Source organism: Martelella sp. NC20 (assembly GCF_013459645.1).
Classification (GTDB): Bacteria; Pseudomonadota; Alphaproteobacteria; order Rhizobiales; family Rhizobiaceae; genus Martelella.
In genome coordinates this window covers 1903562-1923171 of the sequence record NZ_CP054861.1, presented here as the reverse complement: position 1 = coordinate 1923171, position 19610 = coordinate 1903562, and the positions used below count along the sequence as shown (strand labels likewise).

Sequence of the window (19610 nt, the reverse complement as noted above, 5' to 3'; positions counted from 1 at the left end):
TTTACCGACGGGCCTTGCCGCCTGGACCCTCGGGTCAAGCCCGAGGGTGACACGGAGTGAAGTGCTGGCGATTGCATTCTACAGCATCGAGCGGGTGACCCGGGGAACGAAAGCAAGCGTAGACAGGAAACACGACACATGAGCCGGAAACTGACGGAGAACAATGGCGCGGGATGGGCGTTTGCCGCGCCTTCCATTCTGCTCATCGGCCTGTTCATCATCCTTCCGTTCTTCCTGGCGATCGCGTTTTCGCTCACCGACCAACGGCTGATATCGCCCAATCCGACCCGCTATGTCGGCGCCGAGAACTATCGTGATCTCCTTGGCCTCAATGTCATAAAACTCGAGCCCGAAACCGCCGACGACGGCACCCTGGCGCGCGACGAGGACGGCAATCTCGAATATCCCCGGGTGCGCACCCTCACCCGCTCCGACGACTATCCGCAATATCGCGGCATGCGCGAATGGTTCCGCGTCCATGCGGGCGACGCGGCCTATGTGGTGGTCGCGCGCGACGTGGTGTTCATGCGGGCGCTGGTCAACACGCTGATCTTCGTCGCGGTCACGGCCCCCGTGCAGGCGGGTCTGGCGCTCGGGCTGGCATTGCTGATCAACCAGCGATTACGCGGCGTCAATGTGTTTCGCGCGGTGTTCTTCATGCCGGTCGTGGTCTCGATCGTGGTCGTGTCGCTGCTCTGGCGGTTCATCTATGACGGCAATGACGGGCTTTTGAATGCGCTCTTGTCCGGCATCACCTTCGGCCTGTTCCAGCCGGTGGACTGGCTCGGCAACACCCATACCGCCCTCGGCTCGATCATCGCCATGTCGATCTGGCAGGCGGTCGGTTTCCACATGGTGATCTGGCTCTCGGGCCTTCAGACAATTTCTCCGACGCTCTACGAGGCGGCGGCGATCGAGGGTTCCTCGAAATGGCAGACCTTCCGCTACGTCACGTGGCCGGGGCTCAGAAACACCGCCGTGCTGGTGCTGGTGGTGATCACCATGCAGGCCTTCGCCGTATTCGCGCAGATCGATGTGATGACCAAGGGCGGGCCGCTCGATGCCACCCAGACGCTGGTATTCCAGGCCGTCGAGCGCGGCTATGGCCGGCAGGATATTTCCGGCGGCTCGACCATCTCCGTGGTGCTGTTCGTGCTGGTGCTCGCGATCTCGCTGGCGCAGCGCTATTTCACGCGGGAAAGGAACTGAGCCATGGCCGCCATCTCAAACGACAATCATGGCCTGAGACTCGCCGTGCGCTATCTCGTTCTGGTGCTGGTGGCGCTGGTGTTCCTGCTGCCGCTGCTGTTCATGGTGATGTCATCGCTGAAGCCCGACCACCAGCTCTTGAACGATACATCATCGCTGCGCGCCTTCCTGCCGGTCGGTGATATCAGCCTCGACAACTACGCCGATGCCTTCCGCCGCGCCCCGATCGGCCTGTTCGTGTTCAACTCGGTGATGGTGACGACGATCACGGTTCTGGCCTCGCTGTTCTTATGCTCGCTCGGCGCGTTCTCGTTCACCTTCGTCCGGTGGCGCGGCAATGCGGTGGTGCTCTCGATCGTGCTCGCCACGCTGATCATTCCGTTCGAGACGATCGCCATCCCGCTGCTGCTGTTCGTCTCGCGCCTGCCCTGGCTCGGCCTCGACGGCTTTTCATCGGGCTGGCTCAATACCTACCGCGTCCAGATCATCCCCTGGATCGCCGATGCGCTGACGATCTTCCTGTTCGTGCAGTATTTCAAGGACCTGCCGCGCGAGCTGATCGAGGCCGCGCGCGCCGAGGGCGCAAGCTGGTGGCAGATCTACCGTCGGGTGGTGATGCCGCTCTCGGGCCCGGTGATCGCCACCGCCGCCATCCTGAAAGCGCTGAAAATGTACAATGAACAATATCTCTGGCCGCTGATCGTGGTGCAGGACGAGGCCCATCGGCCGATCATGGTCGGGCTCGGCTATTTCTTCCAGCTCAACGTGCCGTGGGGCGAGGTCATGGCCTATCTTTCGATGATCACCGTGCCGGTGCTGGTGTTCTATCTGGTGCTGCAGCGCGCCTTTATCGCATCGATCGCGTCAACCGGCGTGAAGGGCTGAGGGAGAACAACATGGCAGATCTGTCACTCAAATCGGTCCGCAAATCCTATGGCAAGGTCGAGGTCATCAAGGGCGTCGATCTCGATATCGGCGACGGCGAGTTCGTCGTCTTCGTCGGCCCATCCGGCTGCGGCAAGTCCACGCTTCTCAGAATGATTGCGGGGCTTGAGGATATCACCGACGGCACGCTCGAAATCGGCGGCAGGCGGGTCAACGACCTGCAGCCGAAGGAGCGCGGCATCGCCATGGTGTTCCAGACCTATGCGATCTTCCCGCATATGTCGGTGCGCGAAAACGTCGCCTTCGGGCTGACGATCGCCGGCGTTTCCAGGAAGGAAAAGGAGGAGGCCGTGAGCCGCGCGGCCCAGATCCTGCAGATGGAGCATCTGCTCGACCGCCGCCCGTCGCAGCTTTCCGGCGGCCAGCGCCAGCGGGTGGCGATCGGCCGCGCGATCGTGCGCAATCCGGCGGTCTTCCTGTTCGACGAGCCGCTCTCCAATCTCGATGCGGCGCTCAGGATGGACATGCGCATGGAGATCGGCAAGCTCCACAACCAGCTCGACGCCACGATGATCTATGTCACCCACGACCAGGTCGAGGCGATGACGCTTGCCGACCGGATCGTGGTGCTGAAGGATGGCGTGGTCCAGCAGGTCGGCACGCCGATGGAGCTTTACCACGAACCCGCCAACCTGTTCGTGGCGGGCTTCATCGGTTCACCCTCGATGAATTTCATGGATGTCGATATCGTTGAAAACACCGGCCGGGGCATCACCGTCAAATCGGAGGCGCTCGATCCGGTCACGCTTCACACGAGCCGCTTCGATTTTACCGGCCACAAGACCGCCCGGCTCGGCCTTCGCCCGCAATATCTCGATGTCGTGGAAAGCGGCACGGCCGGCGGGTTGCACGGCAAGGTCACGCTGGTGGAACGGCTCGGCACCGAAACCGTGATCAATGTCGAACTGACCCGCGGCGGGCGCATCGTCGCAGCGCTCGCAGAAGATCGCCCGCTTGCGACCGGCAGCGAGATCACCCTGGTCTTCGAGCCGGAAAAGGCGCATCTGTTTCCGGTGGAAAAAGCCGCCCGTAAGGCTTCATCCTGACGGGCGCCGCCACCTTGCCGCCGATCAGCGCGGCGCGAGCCTTGCGATCAGATTGTTGACGATCTGGGCCATTTCCGTCGCTGCCGAGAAATTGAACTGATTGATGGCGATGAACACGCCGACGCCGCGCGAAGGCGCAAAGGCGACGTAGCTGAACACGCCATTGGTTCCGCCGGCCTTCTGGATGATCAGCGGACTGTCGCCTTCAGGCATCATGACCACCCATCCGAGCCCCATCGCGTCCATATGGCCGGATTCATCCATGCCCAAAACCGGGTTGAGGCCATCGCGCATCAGCCAAGCCGCGTGGCTGATCGCGCGGGTTTCCGCATCGTCTATACCGAAGCGATCGAGGTTCCAGCGCAGATATCGCACCATGTCGTTGGCCGTGGTGTACAGGCCCGATGCGCCCTGGCGGTTTGCGATCGGATCGCCGGGGTCCATTTCGTTGCCGTTCCAGTCGTAGCCGACCATGGCGTTTCCGCCCGCGGGCCGTTCATAACTTGTCGACATCAGATCGATCCGGTCCAGGACCCGTGATTTGAGCAGATCCGGGTAGCTTTCCCCACCAATGCGGGAAAGAGCCATCGCGAGAACGTCGAAGCCCACATTCGAATAGGCAATGCCGCTACCCGGCGCAAACAGCAGCGGATTTTCGGAAAGATTGGCGGCGAAGGAGGCATCGCTGTATCTTTCGACGCCTTCGACCTCGACGAGTTCGCGCGGCAATCCGCTTGAATGGGTAACGAGATCGATCAGCCGGATTGCCCGGCCGTCCTTTTCAGGGAGAGCATCGACGACGCCGGCATGCGGGCCGACGGGATCAGTGAGCGAAACGGTGCCATCCGCGGCCATGGATGCGAGGGAAAGCCCGGTGAAGGTCTTCGTCACCGATCCGACGCCGATCAGCGTATCGCCATCCGGCTCCTGTCCGCCGCCCTTGGCAATCTCCCCGAAGCCGAAGACTGTGCTTTCATCCCCGCTGACGGCGGCGATCACAAGCCCCGGAACGCCCGTGTCGAGATGGAAAATCTGCCCGGTGAATTCGACGGCTTCGTCGAGTAGCGGGTCGCTCGCTGCTGCAGGCGTTGCTGCCAGAATTGCGATTGCTGCAAAGGCGTATCTCATCTGAGTTCCAATCTTCTGTTTTCAAAAGTCGCGCTGTCGCAGAGGATTCGTCCCGGAGCCCCCTCCCCCATCAGGCCTATAAGCCCAAGCTAACACATTTCGGAGAGAAATGGCTGAAAACTGCGCGGCGCAATCAGGCTGCCCGTTGCCCATCTGGCAGCCTTCAACAAGCTCTCGTGTCCTGAAGGCTGGAACAACATGCCGGCCTTGCCTCTTTAGCAAACAGAAAAGCGCGAATGCCGCGCGGGATTTGCTCAGGAAAAGGTCGAGACCTTCGGCAAGAACACGCCGCTGAAGCGGCCGGGCCAGCCCAACGAGGTGGCCCCCAGCCTGCTATTCCTGGCCTGCGAGGATTCCTCCTATATCAGCGGCCAGGTGCTCCATCCCAATGGCGGCGAGTTGGTCGGCGGATAGAGCATGTCGTCACGGTGAAAGGTGCAGCACCAGTTCGCGGCGGTGGGGACGGTCGCGATGTTCGAACAGATAGAGCCCCTGCCATGTGCCGAGCGCGAGACGCCCGTCGAAGACCGGGATCGAGACCGAGACCTGCGTCAGCGCGGATTTGATGTGAGCCGGCATATCGTCCGGGCCTTCAAGGCGATGGACGAGATAGGACATGGAGGGATCGTCGGCCGGCGGCGCGATCCGGGCGAAATAGGCCGCGAGATCGCGCTTGACATCGGGATCGGCGTTTTCCTGTATCAGCAGCGAACAGGAGGTGTGGCGCACGAACACCGTCAGAAGCCCCTCGTTCATCGCCTCGTTGCGGACGAACCGCTCGGCCTCGCCGGTGAATTCGTAGAGGCCCTGGCCGCTTGTATCGATGGTCAGGAGGGTCTGGGGCATCGCGTTCTCCTCGCGTCAGGCAACGTGCCCTGCCCCGGCCCGCAAGGCCGGGGCAAAGCGCGCCTCAAAGCGCCTTTTCAAGCTCCGGCAGAACCACGAACAGGTCGCCGACAATGCCGTAATCGGCGACCTGGAAGATCGGGGCTTCCTCGTCCTTGTTGATCGCGACGATCACCTTGCTGTCCTTCATGCCGGCCAGATGCTGGATCGCGCCGGATATGCCGCAGGCGATGTAGAGATCGGGGGCGACCACCTTGCCGGTCTGGCCGACCTGCCAGTCGTTCGGCGCAAAGCCGGCGTCGACGGCCGCGCGCGAGGCGCCGACGGCGGCCCCGAGCTTGTCCGCCACCGGCAGGATGACCTCCTGGAACTTTTCCGAGGAACCGAGGGCGCGACCGCCGGAAATGATGATCTTCGCGGAGGTCAGCTCCGGCCGTTCCGAGGCCGAAATCGCGTTCTCGACGAAGCGCGACAGGCCCGGATCGGCGGCGGCGGACACCGTCTCGACCGGCGCGGAACCGGTCATTTCGGAAGCCGGGAAGCTTGCCGTGCGCACCGTGATCACTTTTTTGGCGTCGTGCGACTTCACCGTCTCGATGGCATTGCCGGCATAGGTCGGGCGCTTGAACGTGTCGGGGGCAATGACCTCGATGATCTCGGAAACCTGCATCACATCGAGAAGGGCTGCCACGCGCGGCATCACATTCTTGCCGATCGAGGTCGCCGCCGCGATGATCACGTCATAGCCGCCGGCAAGGTCGAGGATCGTGGCCGCAAGCGGCTCGGCTAGGCTTTCGGCCAGCGCATCGCTGTCGGCGATGAGGACCTTGGAGACGCCAGCGATCTTCGCCGCGTTCTCGGCCGCGGCCGCGCAGCCCTTTCCAGCCACCAGAACGTGGATATCGCCGCCGATCCTGGTTGCCGCCGACGCGGCCTTCGCGGTCTGTTCGGAAACGGCGCTGCCGTCATGTTCGGCGAGAAGAAGTATGGTCATGTCGCGGGCTCCCCTTACAATACGCCGGCTTCGTTTTTCAGTCTGTCCACCAGTTCGGCGGCGCTCGCGACCTTGATCCCGGCCTTGCGCGTGCCCGGTTCCTCGGTCTTCAGCACTTCAAGCCGGCGGGTGCAATCGACGCCGTAATCGGCGGGCGTTTTCCTGTCGAGCGGCTTCTTCTTGGCCTTCATGATGTTCGGCAGCGAGGCATAGCGCGGTTCGTTGAGCCGCAGATCCGTGGTCACGATCGCCGGGAGCTTGACCGAGATCGTCTGCAAGCCGCCGTCGATTTCGCGGGTGACCTTCGCCTCGCCATCGCCGGGCTCAAGCTTTGAGGCGAACGTCGCCTGGCTCCAGCCGAGAAGCGCTGCCAGCATCTGGCCGGTCTGGTTGCTGTCGTCATCGATCGCCTGCTTGCCGAGGATAACCAGCTGCGGCGCTTCCTCTTCGGCCACCGCCTTCAGGAGCTTGGCGACCGCGAGCGGTTCCACGGTCTCGTTGGTCGCGATCAGAATGGCGCGATCGGCGCCCATGGCGAGCGCCGTGCGCAGCGTCTCTTCCGCCTTCGCCGGGCCGATCGAGACAGCGATCACTTCGCTGGCCTTGCCGGCTTCCTTCAGCCGCAGCGCCTCTTCCACCGCAATCTCGTCGAACGGGTTCATCGACATCTTGACATTGGCAAGCTCGACGCCGCTGCCATCCGGCTTGACGCGGATCTTGACGTTGTAATCGACAACCCGCTTCACCGGGACCAGAATTTTCATGTTTATCCTCCAGGCTCACGGCCGTTTCCGGCCAAACGCGCAAATGTTTTCGCCGGAACCGCGTCCGGCATCATGCCAAGGACCATGCTGCCTTTGCGGTGCGGTCGCTTGCCAATGGGCGACATGGATAGTTTGTTTTCCCGCCTTGCGCAAAAAAAACATCGGCCTTGTTGGCACGATTTCGCAGAAATCAGCGGTTTTTTCCGGGCACCCACAGGACATCGCGTTCTCCCTTGCCGTTGGCGTGGCGGGCAGCGACGAACAGCAGGTCGGAGAGGCGGTTGATATAATGCAGCGCCGGCTTCGACACGACTTCCGTCTCGGCAAGCCGCGTCATCGCCCGCTCCGCGCGCCGGCAGACCGTGCGCGCCATGTGCAGATGTGCCGCAAGCGCGCTGCCGCCCGGCAGGATGAACGAGGTCAGGGGCGAAAGCGCGCCGTTCAGCCGGTCGATTTCGGCTTCCAGCCAAGCCACCTGCCCGGAAACGATCCTGAGCGGCTCGTAGGCAAGCGCCTCCCCGGTATCCGGCGTCGCCAGATCCGCGCCGAGATCGAACAGATCGTTCTGGATACGGGCGAGTGCTGCGTCATATTCGCCGGCTTGCTGCAGCCGCGCGAGGCCGATCGCGGCATTGGTCTCGTCGACATCGCCGATCGCCGCCATCCGGACATCGGCTTTTCTGCGGCGCGGGCCGGTTGCAAGCCCGGTGGTGCCGTCATCGCCGGTGCGGGTGTAGATCTTGTTCAGTTTGACCATGTTTTCCGTCGCAGTCCTTTTCAGTCCAACGCAATTGAGCGAGGCCGGTTGTCAAACGCCAGGTTTCGACAATGTTTCGACAACGGATATCGCGATTTTCCAAGCCGGATCAATGGCCGGATTGCATCAGCCAGAGGGTGATCATGATGAGGATGATGGCGAGCGCCTGAAACGCGACGCGGGCCTGCATCATCTTGTTGGAATGGTGCGGGTCGCCGCCAAGCATCATGTTGATGAGGCCCCGGGCCAGAAAGAACACCACCAGCAGCATCACGATGACAGTGGCGAAAACGAATACCGTGGACATTTTTTCTCCTCGAAATCGGCGGCATCAGACGACAAATCCGCCGCGCATGCAAGCATCCGCTCGGCTTGACCCGAGCGTGTCCCGCAACGGCTGTGCGGCGTCGGAACTGAAAGCGAACCAGACGAACCGGTTTTGCCTCAGCTCAAACGCCCCATCAGCCGGTAGAACCAGTCGGCGGGCATGATGCGCTTCAACACCATGCCCTGCTTCGCCGGCGTCGTGACCGGATAATGCGGGCGCGGTCGTCTCGCGGTTAGTGCTTTCAGCAGAACGGCATGGACGGCATCCGGTTCCAGCCTGCTCTTGTTGGGCGGTCCCGAGCCGTCCAGGCGGGCAAGCTGCTTTTTGTACTCGCCCGCGTGGTGGGAGCCCTCGATATCAATATTCTCGCGGATGTGCTTCAGCGCATTGGCGGTAAAGCGCGATGCGATCGGCCCCGGCTCGATCAGGCTCACGAAAATGCCGGTGCCCTCCAGTTCCATGCGCAGCGTCAGCGACATCGCCTCCAGCGCATATTTCGATGCCGAATAGGGGCCGCGATAGCGATAGGGCAACAGGCCGAGGATCGAGGAGCATTGCACGATACGGCCATGGCCCTGAGCGCGCATATAGGGCAGGACCTGCCGCGTCAGCTCGTGCCAGCCGAAGAAATTGGCCTCGAACTGGGCGCGCAGCACATCGGTCGCGACATCTTCCACGGCCCCCGGCTGGCCATAGGCGCCATTGTTGAAAAGCGCGTCGATACGGCCGCCGGTGCGGCCGGCGACGGCCTCGACCAGCGCGGTGATCGAAGCCTCGTCGGTATAATCGAGGTAGAACGCCTCCAGCCCGTCGGCCTCAACGGCCGCGATATCGGCCGGCTTGCGCGCCGTGGCGAACACCCGCCAGCCATCCCTCGCAAGCGCGCGGGCGCAATAGGCGCCGATCCCGCTGGAACAGCCGGTGACGATAATCGTGGATTGCTCGGCCAAGATGATACTCCGGTACACGAATTCATTGATCTTCCTATATAAGGATCGCAGCCGGCCGCGAAAGCGGCAACGCCTTTTGGAGCCAGAATGAGAAAGCCGATCCACACGACGTTCAAGGTGGCCTATGACGCGCTCTTTCATTTCAGCGAGGACGACGGCTGGGCGATGGCGAGCCATGTGGCGCTGTCGACGCTGCTTGCGCTGTTTCCCTTCCTGATCTTCGGCACCACGCTGGCGGGGTTTCTGGGCGCCGACCAGTTTGCCGATATCGCGATCAACACCATCGTCGGTGCATGGCCGAAGGAGATCGCCGAGCCTGTTTCCAACCAGATCCGCCAGGTGCTGACGGTGCCGCGCGGCGGCCTTCTGACGGTCTCGGTGCTGGCCGCCGCCTATTTTGCCTCGAACGGCGTCGAGGCCGTACGGCTTTCGCTGAACCGCGCCTACAGGGTGGAGGAAACCCGAACCTGGTGGTGGCTCAGGATCAGGAGCCTCGGTTTCGTGTTGCTGGCATCGGTCATCTTCGCGTTTTTGAGCATCATGTTCGTGGTCGTGCCGCTGGCGCTTCACTTCGCCGAGCGCTGGTTTCCCTGGCTTGAAAACGGGTTGACGACGCTCGCCAACGCCCGGCTTGTCGGCACTTTCCTGCTGTTGATGTTCGGTCTGGTGATCGCCCATCTGTTTCTGGCGGCCGGTCGCCGCCGGCTGGTCGACGTGCTGCCCGGCATTATCCTGACGCTGATCTTCTGGGCGGTCTTCGCCTCCGGCTTCGCCTATTATCTCGGCACTTTCGCGCAATACAGCGCCACCTATGCCGGGCTTGCGACGCCGATGATCCTGCTGGTGTTTCTCTACTCGATCGGCGTGATCCTGCTTCTGGGCGCGGAGGTGAATGCGGCGCTGCTGAAATACAAGGTGATCAAGCACGCCCCATGGAGCCGCCACCGCTCGCGCAGGGCCAAGCATTCAGATCCCGCAAAGGACACGAATATCAGCCCGTGACCGGCCTTCGGCGCGCAACTGCCTGAGCGCGGTATCGCCATTGGACTTCGATAATTTGCGCCCGTCCGGCCCGAGGATCAGCCGGTGGTGATGATAGACCGGCGCATCGAGCCCCAGAAGCTCCTGCAGCAGCCGGTGGATCGCGGTCGCGTGATAGAGATCGAGGCCGCGCACCACATGCGTGACCGCCTGGGCCGCATCATCGGTGACCACCGACAGATGATAGCTCGACGGCGCATCCGAACGCGACAGCACCACGTCGCCCCAGGCTTCGGGGTCCGCGGGGATATCCACGACCCGGCCATCGCGCTCCTCGCGCCAGGACAGCGGCCTGCCGACGCGGGCGACGGCCGCCGCCATATCGAACCGCCAGGCGTGGCGTTTGCCGGAGGCGAGCAGCGCCCGCCGCTCGCCTTCCCCCCGCAACCGGTCGGTTGCCGGATAAAGCGGCGCACCGTCGGGATCGCGGGGCCAGGATCGCCCTTCCGCCTCATGCGCCGCGACCAGCCGGCGGACCTCGCCCCGGGTCAGAAAGGCCGGATAGGCAAGTCCCATGGCAATCAGCCGGTCGAGCATCGCCTGATAGTCGGCGAAATGCTCCGATTGGCGAAACACCGGGGTTTCGAATAGAATGCCGAGCCAATCGAGGTCCTCGATCAGCGCGGCCTCCAGCGCCGCCGTGGCGCGGGCCTGGTCGATATCCTCGATCCTGAGCAGCAGCCTGCCGCCCGCCACCCGCGCCCGCATCTGGTTTTCGAAGGCCGACAGCGCGTGGCCGAGATGCAGGTAGCCGTTCGGGCTCGGCGCGAAGCGGAAAACGGGTCGATCCTGGGTCGGTTTCATGCGATGAGATGTCCGGTTCTTCGAGACAAGGGGTAAGGCCGATGCAGCGGCTGCGCAATGGCGACGATCTACAAAAGGCGCTCGCGGCCCTTTGCGAAAACGCCCCTCTCCTCGCCCGGCTTGCCGCCGATTGCCCCGAGATCCCGCTTCGCCTGCTGCCGCCGGGTTTTGCCGGCCTTGCGGAAGTGATCACCGGGCAGATGATTTCCAAACGGGCAGCGGCCGCCATTTTCGCGCGGCTTGAGGCAGCCTGCGATCCGCTGACGGCGGAGAGTTATCTGGCGCTTGCCCCGGAGATCCTCGCGAACATCGGCCTGACGCGCGCAAAGCAGGCAACGCTCGATATCGTCGCCCGAGCGATCGACGACGGCAGGCTCGATCTTGCCGCGCTGGAGACGCTGCAGGCGGACGAGGGGATGAAGCTTCTGACGACCTATCGCGGGATCGGCGCATGGACGGCGGAGGTCTATCTGATGTTCTGCGCCGGCCATGCCGACATCTTCCCGGCGGGCGATCTGGCGCTGAGGATAGCCGCTTCCCAGGCGCTGGGCAAAAGCGACCGAATCGAAGCCGAGGCGCTGCGGGCGGTCGCGCGCGAGTGGCAACCCTACCGTTCGGTGGCGGCCCGCATTCTCTGGGCGCATTACGCCCGGATCACGAAACGGGACGTCCTGCCGGTGGGATAAGGCTTTTGCGGGGTTTTCGGGCACAAGCGGACCAAGTGATCAATCAGGCTTCACAATACTGTAACAACGCGCCTAATATACAGAAGACAGATGCCGAATCGATCAGGAGAGCAACTTGACGATTGCAGTCTCGCCTCAAGCCTTGCCGGCGCTCGTTCTGAACGCCGACTACAGGCCCCTGAGCTATTATCCCTTGTCGCTCTGGTCCTGGCAGGATGCGATCAAGGCCGTATTCCTCGACCGTGTCAACATCATCGCCGAGTATGATCAGGCCGTGTCCTCTCCCAGCTTCTCGATGCGGCTGCCGAGCGTCGTTTGCCTGAAAACCTACATCAAGCCATCCCGCCACCCGGCCTTCACCCGCTTCAACCTGTTCCTCAGAGACCGCTTCCAGTGCCAGTATTGCAGCACGCGCGAGGAACTGACTTTCGACCACGTGATCCCGCGCTGTCGCGGAGGCGAAACCACCTGGGAAAATGTCGTCGCGGCCTGCTCGCCGTGCAATCTGAAAAAGGGATCGCGGCTGCCGAAACAGGCGGGCATGATCCCGCACCAGAAGCCCTTCCAGCCGACGGTCCAGGACCTGCACAACAACGGCCGCCAGTTTCCCCCGAACTATCTGCACGAAAGCTGGCTCGATTATCTCTATTGGGACAGCGAACTGGAACCGTAACCGGCCTCACATCTCATGCTGTAAATGCACCCATAAAAGTCACAAAAAAGACGGGTTTTGGTTCCGATGTGAAGCATCGGATTCACCGAGCAGGTGGCATACGTCGAGGAGTGCAGCCGGAGGAGAGGTTACTTGGGGCCTGTCTTCCCTCCACTTGTTTGGAGAATCCGAGGCGTCATACCAAATCCGGCTGATCAATTCGATGTTGGTTTTTGTGGCCACCACTTGAAGCATGTCTGTGTCCTGATGCGGTCCGGGTCGGCGGTGAGCTTTCGGCACTGTGCGGCGATGATGTCATCAAGTTCTTCGATGGTCTTGAGGTGGCTGTTGACGATGGGTTCGTCGACATGGACCCACAGCGTTTCTGCCGGCTGCAGTTCGGGCGTATAAGGCGGCATGTAGATGAGCTGAACGCCTTCCGGTACGCTGGGTAGAGCAGGAGGAAAGGCCATGAAAAGTGGCGATGAAGCCGGCAGCCTTCTTCGATGTCCACACGCCGCCGTCGTCAGGCGGGCTGTCGAGCCGACGTCTCAACGCCTCCAGCAAACCGTCGGTCAGAATGCTGGCGGGCTTGCCGTTTTTGCGGCGAAGATCACCAAGGCTGTCGGGGCCGAACGCATTGTAACGAACCACCAGTTCTTCAATCCAGCGCAGGCCGAAACCGCTCAGTGCCGCGACCTGCGTCGTCGAATGGCCCTTGGCCAGAAACCGGATCACCTCGTAATGCCGCGCCGTCGTCCCATCCTTGGCAGATCGGTATCCGCGATCCAACTCATCCACGCTCAGGTGATCTGCAATCGCAACCATCATCTCCTCCCACGACTTGTTCAACCGCAGAATAGCAGATCATCAAATGCGCCGGAATCCATCGAGTCAATCAGGCGGAAACCGTATTACAGCAGAGGGCAGGCAATTCTTAGCAACCTCCTTTCTCTTTGCATTCCAGTCATATGCCTCCCCGATTGGGGCGAGGCGCACCATAGGTGAAATCCGAAACCCAATGCCTGTTCGGCGCGGGAGCCTTGAACTGGCGGCTCACCCGATCGAGCGGGCTTGGAGCCGACTTATCCGTGATCGTCGTGCGGATCGGCTTGCCCCGAATGACACCATGAAGTGCCATCGATCGCATGAGCCAGGCGACGGTGCGGCGGGCTATGTCGAAGCCCTCCCGCTTCATTTGAAGCCAGACTGCTGCTGACGGTTCACGCAAGCCCCTATGCCGGTATTGAGACGATAGAACCAAGCGGACTGTATCTGAATTTAACCTGATGGTGGACCGTACTTGGGCTCGCATTCGGCTACTAGCAGTTTACGCGAATGAATATCGTTTCGACGGGGTCGTTGGTTCATATCCCATCAAGACCTTGATGCCGTCCCTCAATGCCGGCTGTGTCGCCCCAAGAGTTAGGCGAAAGTTTGAAAGGCAGCTTCGCGATCGAGGGTTTCACCGTGCTGCGCTACGTCGCGGAACGGGTCGGGGGCGCCGACCTTTATGAAGACCTCGACATGATCGCCGATCCGGACGACCCGCGCGACCTGTTCGGCATGCTGCAGCGGGCGGTCTGATCGATGGCGCGCCACAACCAGCGACAGCATTGTCGGAGCGCCCCGTCTGCGGGAGCGCTCCGTCGGAAATCCTGGCCTGAATCGCTTCAGATCGATCCTTCGTAGTCCAGATAGGCCATCATGCCGCTCGCCATGTGATAGAGGTGGTGGCAGTGGAAGGGCCAGCGGCCGGGATTGTCGGCGGTGAACGCGATATCGACCGTCGCCATCGGCGGTACATAGACGGTGTCCCGGAGCGCGCCCTCCAGAGGCCGGCCATTGAGGCCGACGACCTGAAAGTGGTGGCCGTGCAGATGCATCGGGTGCCCCATCATCGACATGTTGGTCATGGTGAGCCGGATGCGGTCGCCACGGCGCGCGCGCAACTGGTCCGCGCCGTCGATCCGCCAGTCGTAGCCGGACATGCTGCCGGACAATACGAGGTCATAGGTACGGGTTGTGGGGCCGGTTTCTAAAGTGGAAAGGCCGCGGAGCCGGCTTTCCAGCGAAAGATCCAGCACCGGCCCGTCTTCCGCCCCGAGGCCGGAAACCTTGGTAACGGCCGCGCCGCGCGTCGCCAGGATGATGCCGGTCCGTTCGCGCGCGCCTTCGCGAAGGGCGAGAACCGGAAAGGCGCCGCCCTCGGCCGGTACGTCGAGCATGATATCGAGGCGCTGTCCCATCGATATGCCGAACCGGGCGCCGGAAAGAGGCTGGACCGGCTGGCCGTCCACGGCCACCAGGCGACCGGGGAGCGTGCCGGTATCGATGGTGAAATTGGTCGCGGTGGCGCCATTGATGATGCGCAGGCGCACCCGCCCGCCTTTTTCGACGGAAAACACCTCCGGATCGTCCAGCGTCCGGTCATTGGCCAGATAGGCATCATAGTCGATGTCGTTCAGGTCCATCTGCATTCCCGGCATCGCCATGCCGGACATCTGATGTCCCTGCATCGCTTGGCCGCCCATCCCTCCATGGCCACCGCTGCCGCCTTCTTTCAGGCCGGCGAGCAGTTCCTCGGGCGAGCGGAACGAGAAGTCATGGAGCAGGATGACGACCTCCTGGACATCAGCCTTTCTGTCTTCTTCCGAAAGGACGATCAGCGGCGCTGCCAGCAGGTTTTGTTCCTGCAGCGTATGGGCGTGCATCCAGTGTGTGCCGCTGTTGAGCAATGGAAAATTGTAGCGGCGCTCTCCTCCCGCCGCGATCATCGGCGCCGGATTGTCGGGAACCCCGTCCATGTCCCATGGCGGGGTCAGGCCATGCCAGTGAACGAGCGTTGCTTCGTTGCTGTGGTTCACAAGGCGGACGTCGAAAGGGCGCCCCGCTTTGAGCGTGAGGCCGGGCTTTCCGTCAGGCCCGACAAGGCCGAAAACCTTGGCGGGCTTTCCATTCACTTCGATCGTGCGGTTGGTGATCTCCAGCCTGGATGGAGCTTGCTGGGCGTACGAGGGACTGGCCCAGGCCAGAGGCAGGCTGGGTCCGAAGGCTGCCGCGCCGAGCGCGAGCCTCTGCATGAATTGTCGGCGATACATGATCGTTCTCCCGAAGACCGGTCAACGGACCGGATGGTGTCACATGAAGGATGGCGGGCTGCCGACATGTCGCGGCAGCCCCGGTTCATGCGAGTGTCCGGGGAGGTTCGAAGGCGGGAGAAACGGGGTGACCGGTCAGGGGCGCGGAGCGATCGAGGAAGACCAGATCCCTGAGAACGGCCGCCGGAAGACCCGACGGCTGCGCGGGCGTGATGCCGGCCTGCGGGCTGCAAACCGCGAGGCAGCAGTTCTTCGCGCCGTGGTTGCCATCCTGGTGGTCCATGCCATGCTGGACCATGGCATCAGAAGGCTGCGCATGGTGCATTGCGACCTGGGGCGACGTTGCGCAATGGGCGGCGGCGCTGCTGACGGAGGGCAAAAGCATGCCGAGCATGATGGCCGTGACAATGCACAGCACCTTCACCGCCGCTCTCATTCGCCGCATGCCCGCCATCCATTCACCACCGCCGGAAATCCTCAGCGCCCCGACGTCCCGCAGACAGTGCGGCTCGATCGTGGCCGATCTTTGGCCTGTCCCGGCGTCTTGCAGGTCCCGAAGCATAAACCGTCTTATGCCAACGGTCATTGAAAATGACCGTTGGTATTCCGTTTGCGAATTCCCAAGTCACCAGGACAATTGGGAAATTCGCAATTCCTTCAAGGCGGGGATGCGTCAGCATCTTCGCGCCTTGGTATTAAAGCTTCGTCGCCCGCAATCTCAGCGCATTGCCGATGACCGAGACCGAGGACAGGCTCATCGCCGCAGCCGCGATGATCGGCGACAGCAATATGCCGAAGAAGGGGTAGAGTATCCCCGCCGCGAGCGGTACGCCCGCAGTGTTGTAGACGAACGCGAAGAACAGGTTCTGGCGGATATTGGCCATCGTCGCCTCGGCGAGGTGGCGGGCGCGGACGATGCCGGTAAGATCACCCTTGACCAGGGTGATGCCGGCGCTCTCGACCGCGACATCCGCGCCGGTACCCATGGCGATGCCGACATCCGCGGCCGCGAGCGCCGGCGCATCGTTGACGCCGTCGCCCGCCATCGCCACCGAGTGGCCGTCGCGGCGCAGCCGCTCGATCAGATCTTGCTTGTCCTGCGGGCTCACCCCGGCATGGACCTCGTCGATCCCGAGCGTCTGCGCCACGGCGTTCGCGGTCGCCTCGGCATCGCCGGTCGCCATCACGATGCGCATGCCCGCTTCGTGAAGCGCCCGGATCGCATCCGGCGTGGTTTCCTTGATGCGATCGGCAACCGCGACAATCCCGGCCGCCGTGCCATCGATGGCAACGAACATCGCGGTCTTGCCCTCGCCCTGGAGGGCGCCGACGCGTTCCCGCAAGGCGGCGACATTGATGTTGTTCGCCTCCATCAGCACGACGTTTCCAAGCGCTACCTTTCTTCCGTCAACCGTTCCGGTCACGCCCTGTCCGGTGACAGCACCGAAGTCGCTGCTTTCGCGTTCCGGCGCTCCGGCCTCGCGCGCGCCGGCGACGATCGCTTCGGCCAGTGGATGCTCGGAGCCGCGCTCAAGGGCTGCGGCGAGCGAGAGCAGTTCCAAGCGGTCGAAGCCGTCCAGCGGCTCGGCATCGGTGAGCGCGGGCTTGCCTTCAGTCAGCGTGCCAGTCTTGTCGACGACCAGCACGTCTATCTTCGAAAAGCGTTCCAGCGCCTCCGCATCGCGGATCAGCACGCCGGCATGGGCGCCGCGTCCGGTGGCGACCATGATCGACATCGGCGTTGCCAACCCCAGCGCGCAGGGGCAGGCGATGATCAGCACCGACACGGCCGCGATAAAGGCATAGGAAAGCGCGGGCGAAGGACCGAACGCCAGCCATGCCAGAAAGGCGATCACCGCGACGGCCACGACGGCCGGCACAAAATAGGCCGCGACCCGGTCCGCCATCGCCTGGATCGGCGCGCGCGAACGCTGGGCCTTCGAGACCATGTCGACGATCCGGGACAGCGTCGTCTCCGCGCCGACGCTTTCGGCGCGCATCAGGAAACTGCCGTTCTTGTTGAGCGTGCCGCCCGTTACAGGCTCGCCCTCGGTCTTTTCGACCGGAACCGGTTCGCCGGTGATCATGCTTTCATCGACGGATGAATGTCCTTCGGTCACCACACCATCGACGGGAACGCTTTCACCGGGCCGGACACGCAGGATATCGCCGGCCTGCAGTGTTTCGACGGGCACATCCTCCTCGCCGGCATCCGTGACCTTGCGCGCGGTCTTTGGCGCCAGATCCAGAAGCGCGCGGATCGCATCCCCCGTCCGTTCACGCGCGGCAAGCTCCATCACCTGGCCTAGCAGCACCAGTACCAGAATGACGGCGGCGGCCTCGAAATAGACCGGCGCCATGCCCATGGTGTCGCGCATTGCCTCAGGAAACAGCCCGGGCGCGACAAGGGAGACGACGGAGAAAACGTAGGCGGCCCCGGTCCCGAGCGCGATCAGGGTCCACATATTGGGGCTTCTGTTGATGATCGACGACCAGCCGCGCTCGAAGAACGGCCAGCAGATCATCAGGACCGGCGTCGCCAGCGCAAACTGCAGCCAGCCGAACAGCGTGTGGCCGAGCCAGTCCGCAAAGGGCAGACCCAGATGGGTGCCCATCTCGAGGACGAAGACCGCGAGCGCCAGGGGTGCTGCAATCATCAATCTGCGCTTGAAATCGACATATTCCGGATTGGGTCCGGCATCCGCCGAAGGCGTCGTGGGCTCCAGCGCCATGCCGCATTTCGGGCAATTGCCGGGGTGATCCTGCACGACCTCGGGGTGCATCGGGCAGGTATAGAGCGTGCCCTCCGGTTCAGGTTCGGGCTCCGGTGGCCCGCCGCTATAGCGTTCTGGGTCGCCCTCGAATTTCGCCTGGCAGTCCGCTGAGCAGAAGTAATAGCGCTTTCCACTATGCTTGATCATATGTTCAGCGCTGGCGCGGTCGACGGACATGCCGCAGACAGGGTCTTCTGCTGTCAGATAGGCCGAAGGATTTTCCAGAAAACGGTTGCGGCATTTTTCCGAGCAGAGATGAAGCAGCCGGTGGTCGTGTTCGGCGGTCGGCTTTCCGTCGCCCGGCTCGACCGTCATGCCGCAGACGGGATCGCGCGTCACCTTCTGCCCTGACGGCCCGCCTCGATGACCGGAGCCAGACGAATGATTCATGTGCGAATGCTGCATCTGTGGTCTCCTGCTGGTTTCGATCTCCTTCATATGGTCCTTCCAGTAACCGGAAGGTCAAGGCCGGGCATGTCGGGTTTTTGAGACGGAGGAGAATTGCGTAAATCTTCCGGCGACGACAGGTAAGCAGGATGCCAAGGCTACGGCTGGAGGTGTGAAGCCCATTGCCGGACCTTTTGGAGCGACTTGATCAAAGCAGAATTTTCCCGCCCGAGAAATCCAATTCGTCAAGACCGATCTTCTCAGGTCGCGCGTTGGATTGAACGAGGGGCGGCGGGAAGATGTGGCGACCTTACCGCCATCTGCCCTCGCATCAGGTCGTCGGTCCCTTATGATGCGATAGAACTGCAAGGCATAGTTCATCCAATACTGAGCCGTGATAGCATCCCTGAAAGGCTGATCGGCTCGACGCTTCATATCCTTTCAAGACCTTGATGCTGTCCGTCGATACGGGCTGTCTCACTCCAATATCCGGACGAATGCCCGAAAGGCAGTGCTCTGCCCCTGAAAACGGGATGGTTTTATGTTGGCGTTTTCCGCGACATTTTCCCGGCAGCGATCAAGGGCGAGAAGACGATGGTCGAGGTTTGGCGGCAGCTCGACGTTCACGCCAATCAGATCGAGCAATGGAAAGATCAATTGCTCACACAAACCGAGCTATTTCTGTCAGTCATCGCACATCGCGATCGTGGCGTAGATCTGCCCGGCGTCGGTTGCGGATCTGATGGTCTTGAGTGTTTCGGGAGACCGCAACTTGCGGGATATCATCGAAAGAAGCTTCAGATACTCCGCCTGATCGCCGGGCGGCGTGAGGATCAGGCAGATGACATCCACGGGCCTATCGTCGATTGCCTCAAACTCGATCGGCCGCGCAAGCCGGATCAGAAGCGCGAACGGCGCGGTCACACCGGCAACCGGCGCGTGAGGAATGGCGATCCCGGCGCCGAAACCTGTTGATCCCAGGTTTTCCCGATGCTCCAGGGCGCCAACAATGTCTGATCGATTGACGCCCAGGAACTCCGCCGCCCGATTGGACAATAGCTGCAGCAGGTTGGTTTTGGAGACGGCGGATACATCGACCAGTACATCGTCCGGCCGCATGACCTCGGAGATTTTCATACGTCTACTCACTTCCAGTTCTTCGCTCGCGGCGCTGGACCGCGCCCGCTCTCAGGACGAT

19 protein-coding genes and 3 pseudogenes are annotated in these 19610 nt (G+C 62.4%); 8 read left to right on the top strand and 14 right to left on the bottom strand.

The genetic code is table 11. The features are described 5' to 3' along the window. Positions 1–138 precede the first annotated feature (138 nt). Genes HQ843_RS09280 through HQ843_RS09270 form a run of 3 tightly spaced genes read left to right on the top strand, consistent with a single transcriptional unit; the run spans position 139 to position 3200 of the window. The gene (locus tag HQ843_RS09280) at positions 139–1209 is read left to right on the top strand and encodes a carbohydrate ABC transporter permease (RefSeq protein ID WP_180898645.1); all 1071 of its coding nucleotides are present in this window, start codon (positions 139–141) and stop codon (positions 1207–1209) included. Positions 1210–1212: 3 nt separating this feature from the next. Next, complete coding sequence (locus tag HQ843_RS09275; RefSeq protein ID WP_180898647.1) at positions 1213–2094, top strand: carbohydrate ABC transporter permease; 882 nt, start codon at positions 1213–1215, stop codon at positions 2092–2094. 11 nt (positions 2095–2105) lie between these two features. Then, on the top strand, positions 2106–3200 hold the full coding sequence (locus HQ843_RS09270; protein WP_180898649.1) for an ABC transporter ATP-binding protein: 1095 nt from the start codon (positions 2106–2108) through the stop codon (positions 3198–3200). A 24-nt stretch (positions 3201–3224) separates the two neighbouring features. Here HQ843_RS09270 and ampH read toward each other — a convergent pair whose 3' ends face one another. Further along, on the bottom strand, positions 3225–4328 hold the full coding sequence (gene ampH, locus HQ843_RS09265; RefSeq protein WP_180898651.1) for a D-alanyl-D-alanine-carboxypeptidase/endopeptidase AmpH: 1104 nt from the start codon (positions 4326–4328) through the stop codon (positions 3225–3227). Positions 4329–4577: 249 nt separating this feature from the next. On the opposite strand from ampH, the pseudogene HQ843_RS09260 reads away from it, so the two are divergent. Then, positions 4578–4742: pseudogene (locus tag HQ843_RS09260) on the top strand (SDR family oxidoreductase); the annotation flags it as partial. 9 nt (positions 4743–4751) lie between these two features. Here the strand turns inward: HQ843_RS09260 and HQ843_RS09255 are convergent. The 6 genes from HQ843_RS09255 to HQ843_RS09230 all read right to left on the bottom strand — a co-directional run bounded on the left by HQ843_RS09255 (position 4752) and on the right by HQ843_RS09230 (position 8967). After that, entirely contained in the window at positions 4752–5174 is a 423-nt protein-coding gene (locus tag HQ843_RS09255) for a secondary thiamine-phosphate synthase enzyme YjbQ (RefSeq protein ID WP_180898653.1), read from the bottom strand. A gap of 64 nt (positions 5175–5238) precedes the next feature. Beyond that, positions 5239–6168: an electron transfer flavoprotein subunit alpha/FixB family protein gene (locus tag HQ843_RS09250; protein ID WP_180898655.1), complete on the bottom strand. Its 930-nt coding sequence runs from the start codon at positions 6166–6168 to the stop codon at positions 5239–5241. Between the two features lie 14 nt (positions 6169–6182). Next, positions 6183–6932, bottom strand: a complete 750-nt coding sequence (locus tag HQ843_RS09245; protein WP_180898657.1) for an electron transfer flavoprotein subunit beta/FixA family protein — start codon at positions 6930–6932, stop codon at positions 6183–6185. Between the two features lie 190 nt (positions 6933–7122). Beyond that, positions 7123–7689 carry a cob(I)yrinic acid a,c-diamide adenosyltransferase gene (locus HQ843_RS09240; RefSeq protein ID WP_180898659.1) on the bottom strand — a complete coding sequence of 189 codons (567 nt, stop codon included), beginning with the start codon at positions 7687–7689 and terminating at the stop codon, positions 7123–7125. A gap of 109 nt (positions 7690–7798) precedes the next feature. Further along, the gene (locus HQ843_RS09235; protein WP_180898661.1) at positions 7799–7996 is read right to left on the bottom strand and encodes a twin transmembrane helix small protein; all 198 of its coding nucleotides are present in this window, start codon (positions 7994–7996) and stop codon (positions 7799–7801) included. Between the two features lie 137 nt (positions 7997–8133). Then, on the bottom strand, positions 8134–8967 hold the full coding sequence (locus tag HQ843_RS09230; RefSeq protein ID WP_180898663.1) for an SDR family oxidoreductase: 834 nt from the start codon (positions 8965–8967) through the stop codon (positions 8134–8136). 87 nt (positions 8968–9054) lie between these two features. Between HQ843_RS09230 and HQ843_RS09225 the strand changes: the two genes are divergently transcribed. Continuing rightward, complete coding sequence (locus tag HQ843_RS09225) at positions 9055–9969, top strand: YihY/virulence factor BrkB family protein (protein WP_180898665.1); 915 nt, start codon at positions 9055–9057, stop codon at positions 9967–9969. On the opposite strand, the gene gluQRS is transcribed toward HQ843_RS09225, so the two are convergent. Further along, the gene (gluQRS, locus tag HQ843_RS09220; RefSeq protein ID WP_180903470.1) at positions 9934–10812 is read right to left on the bottom strand and encodes a tRNA glutamyl-Q(34) synthetase GluQRS; all 879 of its coding nucleotides are present in this window, start codon (positions 10810–10812) and stop codon (positions 9934–9936) included. The genes HQ843_RS09225 and gluQRS overlap by 36 nt on opposite strands. Before the next feature lie 41 nt (positions 10813–10853). Here gluQRS and HQ843_RS09215 point away from each other — a divergent pair, with 41 nt between their 5' ends. Then, entirely contained in the window at positions 10854–11498 is a 645-nt protein-coding gene (locus HQ843_RS09215) for a DNA-3-methyladenine glycosylase family protein (RefSeq protein ID WP_180898667.1), read from the top strand. A 115-nt stretch (positions 11499–11613) separates the two neighbouring features. Then, positions 11614–12171: an HNH endonuclease gene (locus HQ843_RS09210; protein ID WP_180898669.1), complete on the top strand. Its 558-nt coding sequence runs from the start codon at positions 11614–11616 to the stop codon at positions 12169–12171. 297 nt (positions 12172–12468) lie between these two features. Here HQ843_RS09210 and HQ843_RS09205 read toward each other — a convergent pair whose 3' ends face one another. Together HQ843_RS09205 and HQ843_RS09200 are read right to left on the bottom strand one after the other, a co-directional pair. Further along, positions 12469–12978 (bottom strand): helix-turn-helix domain-containing protein, encoded by a 510-nt coding sequence (locus HQ843_RS09205; RefSeq protein ID WP_180898671.1) that lies wholly within the window; start codon positions 12976–12978, stop codon positions 12469–12471. A 172-nt stretch (positions 12979–13150) separates the two neighbouring features. Beyond that, positions 13151–13360 (bottom strand): annotated as a pseudogene (locus tag HQ843_RS09200) (IS3 family transposase); the annotation flags it as partial. 239 nt (positions 13361–13599) lie between these two features. Between HQ843_RS09200 and HQ843_RS09195 the strand changes: the two are divergent. Continuing rightward, positions 13600–13737 (top strand): annotated as a pseudogene (locus HQ843_RS09195) (ornithine cyclodeaminase); the annotation flags it as partial. Positions 13738–13823: 86 nt separating this feature from the next. Here the strand turns inward: HQ843_RS09195 and HQ843_RS09190 are convergent. The 4 genes from HQ843_RS09190 to HQ843_RS09175 all read right to left on the bottom strand — a co-directional run bounded on the left by HQ843_RS09190 (position 13824) and on the right by HQ843_RS09175 (position 19549). Then, the gene (locus HQ843_RS09190) at positions 13824–15251 is read right to left on the bottom strand and encodes a multicopper oxidase family protein (protein ID WP_180898673.1); all 1428 of its coding nucleotides are present in this window, start codon (positions 15249–15251) and stop codon (positions 13824–13826) included. 85 nt (positions 15252–15336) lie between these two features. After that, positions 15337–15696, bottom strand: a complete 360-nt coding sequence (locus HQ843_RS09185; RefSeq protein WP_180898675.1) for a hypothetical protein — start codon at positions 15694–15696, stop codon at positions 15337–15339. Between the two features lie 250 nt (positions 15697–15946). Then, the gene (locus HQ843_RS09180; RefSeq protein WP_180898677.1) at positions 15947–18430 is read right to left on the bottom strand and encodes a heavy metal translocating P-type ATPase; all 2484 of its coding nucleotides are present in this window, start codon (positions 18428–18430) and stop codon (positions 15947–15949) included. 666 nt (positions 18431–19096) lie between these two features. Then, positions 19097–19549: a PTS sugar transporter subunit IIA gene (locus tag HQ843_RS09175; RefSeq protein WP_180898679.1), complete on the bottom strand. Its 453-nt coding sequence runs from the start codon at positions 19547–19549 to the stop codon at positions 19097–19099. Between the last annotated feature and the right edge of the window lie 61 nt (positions 19550–19610).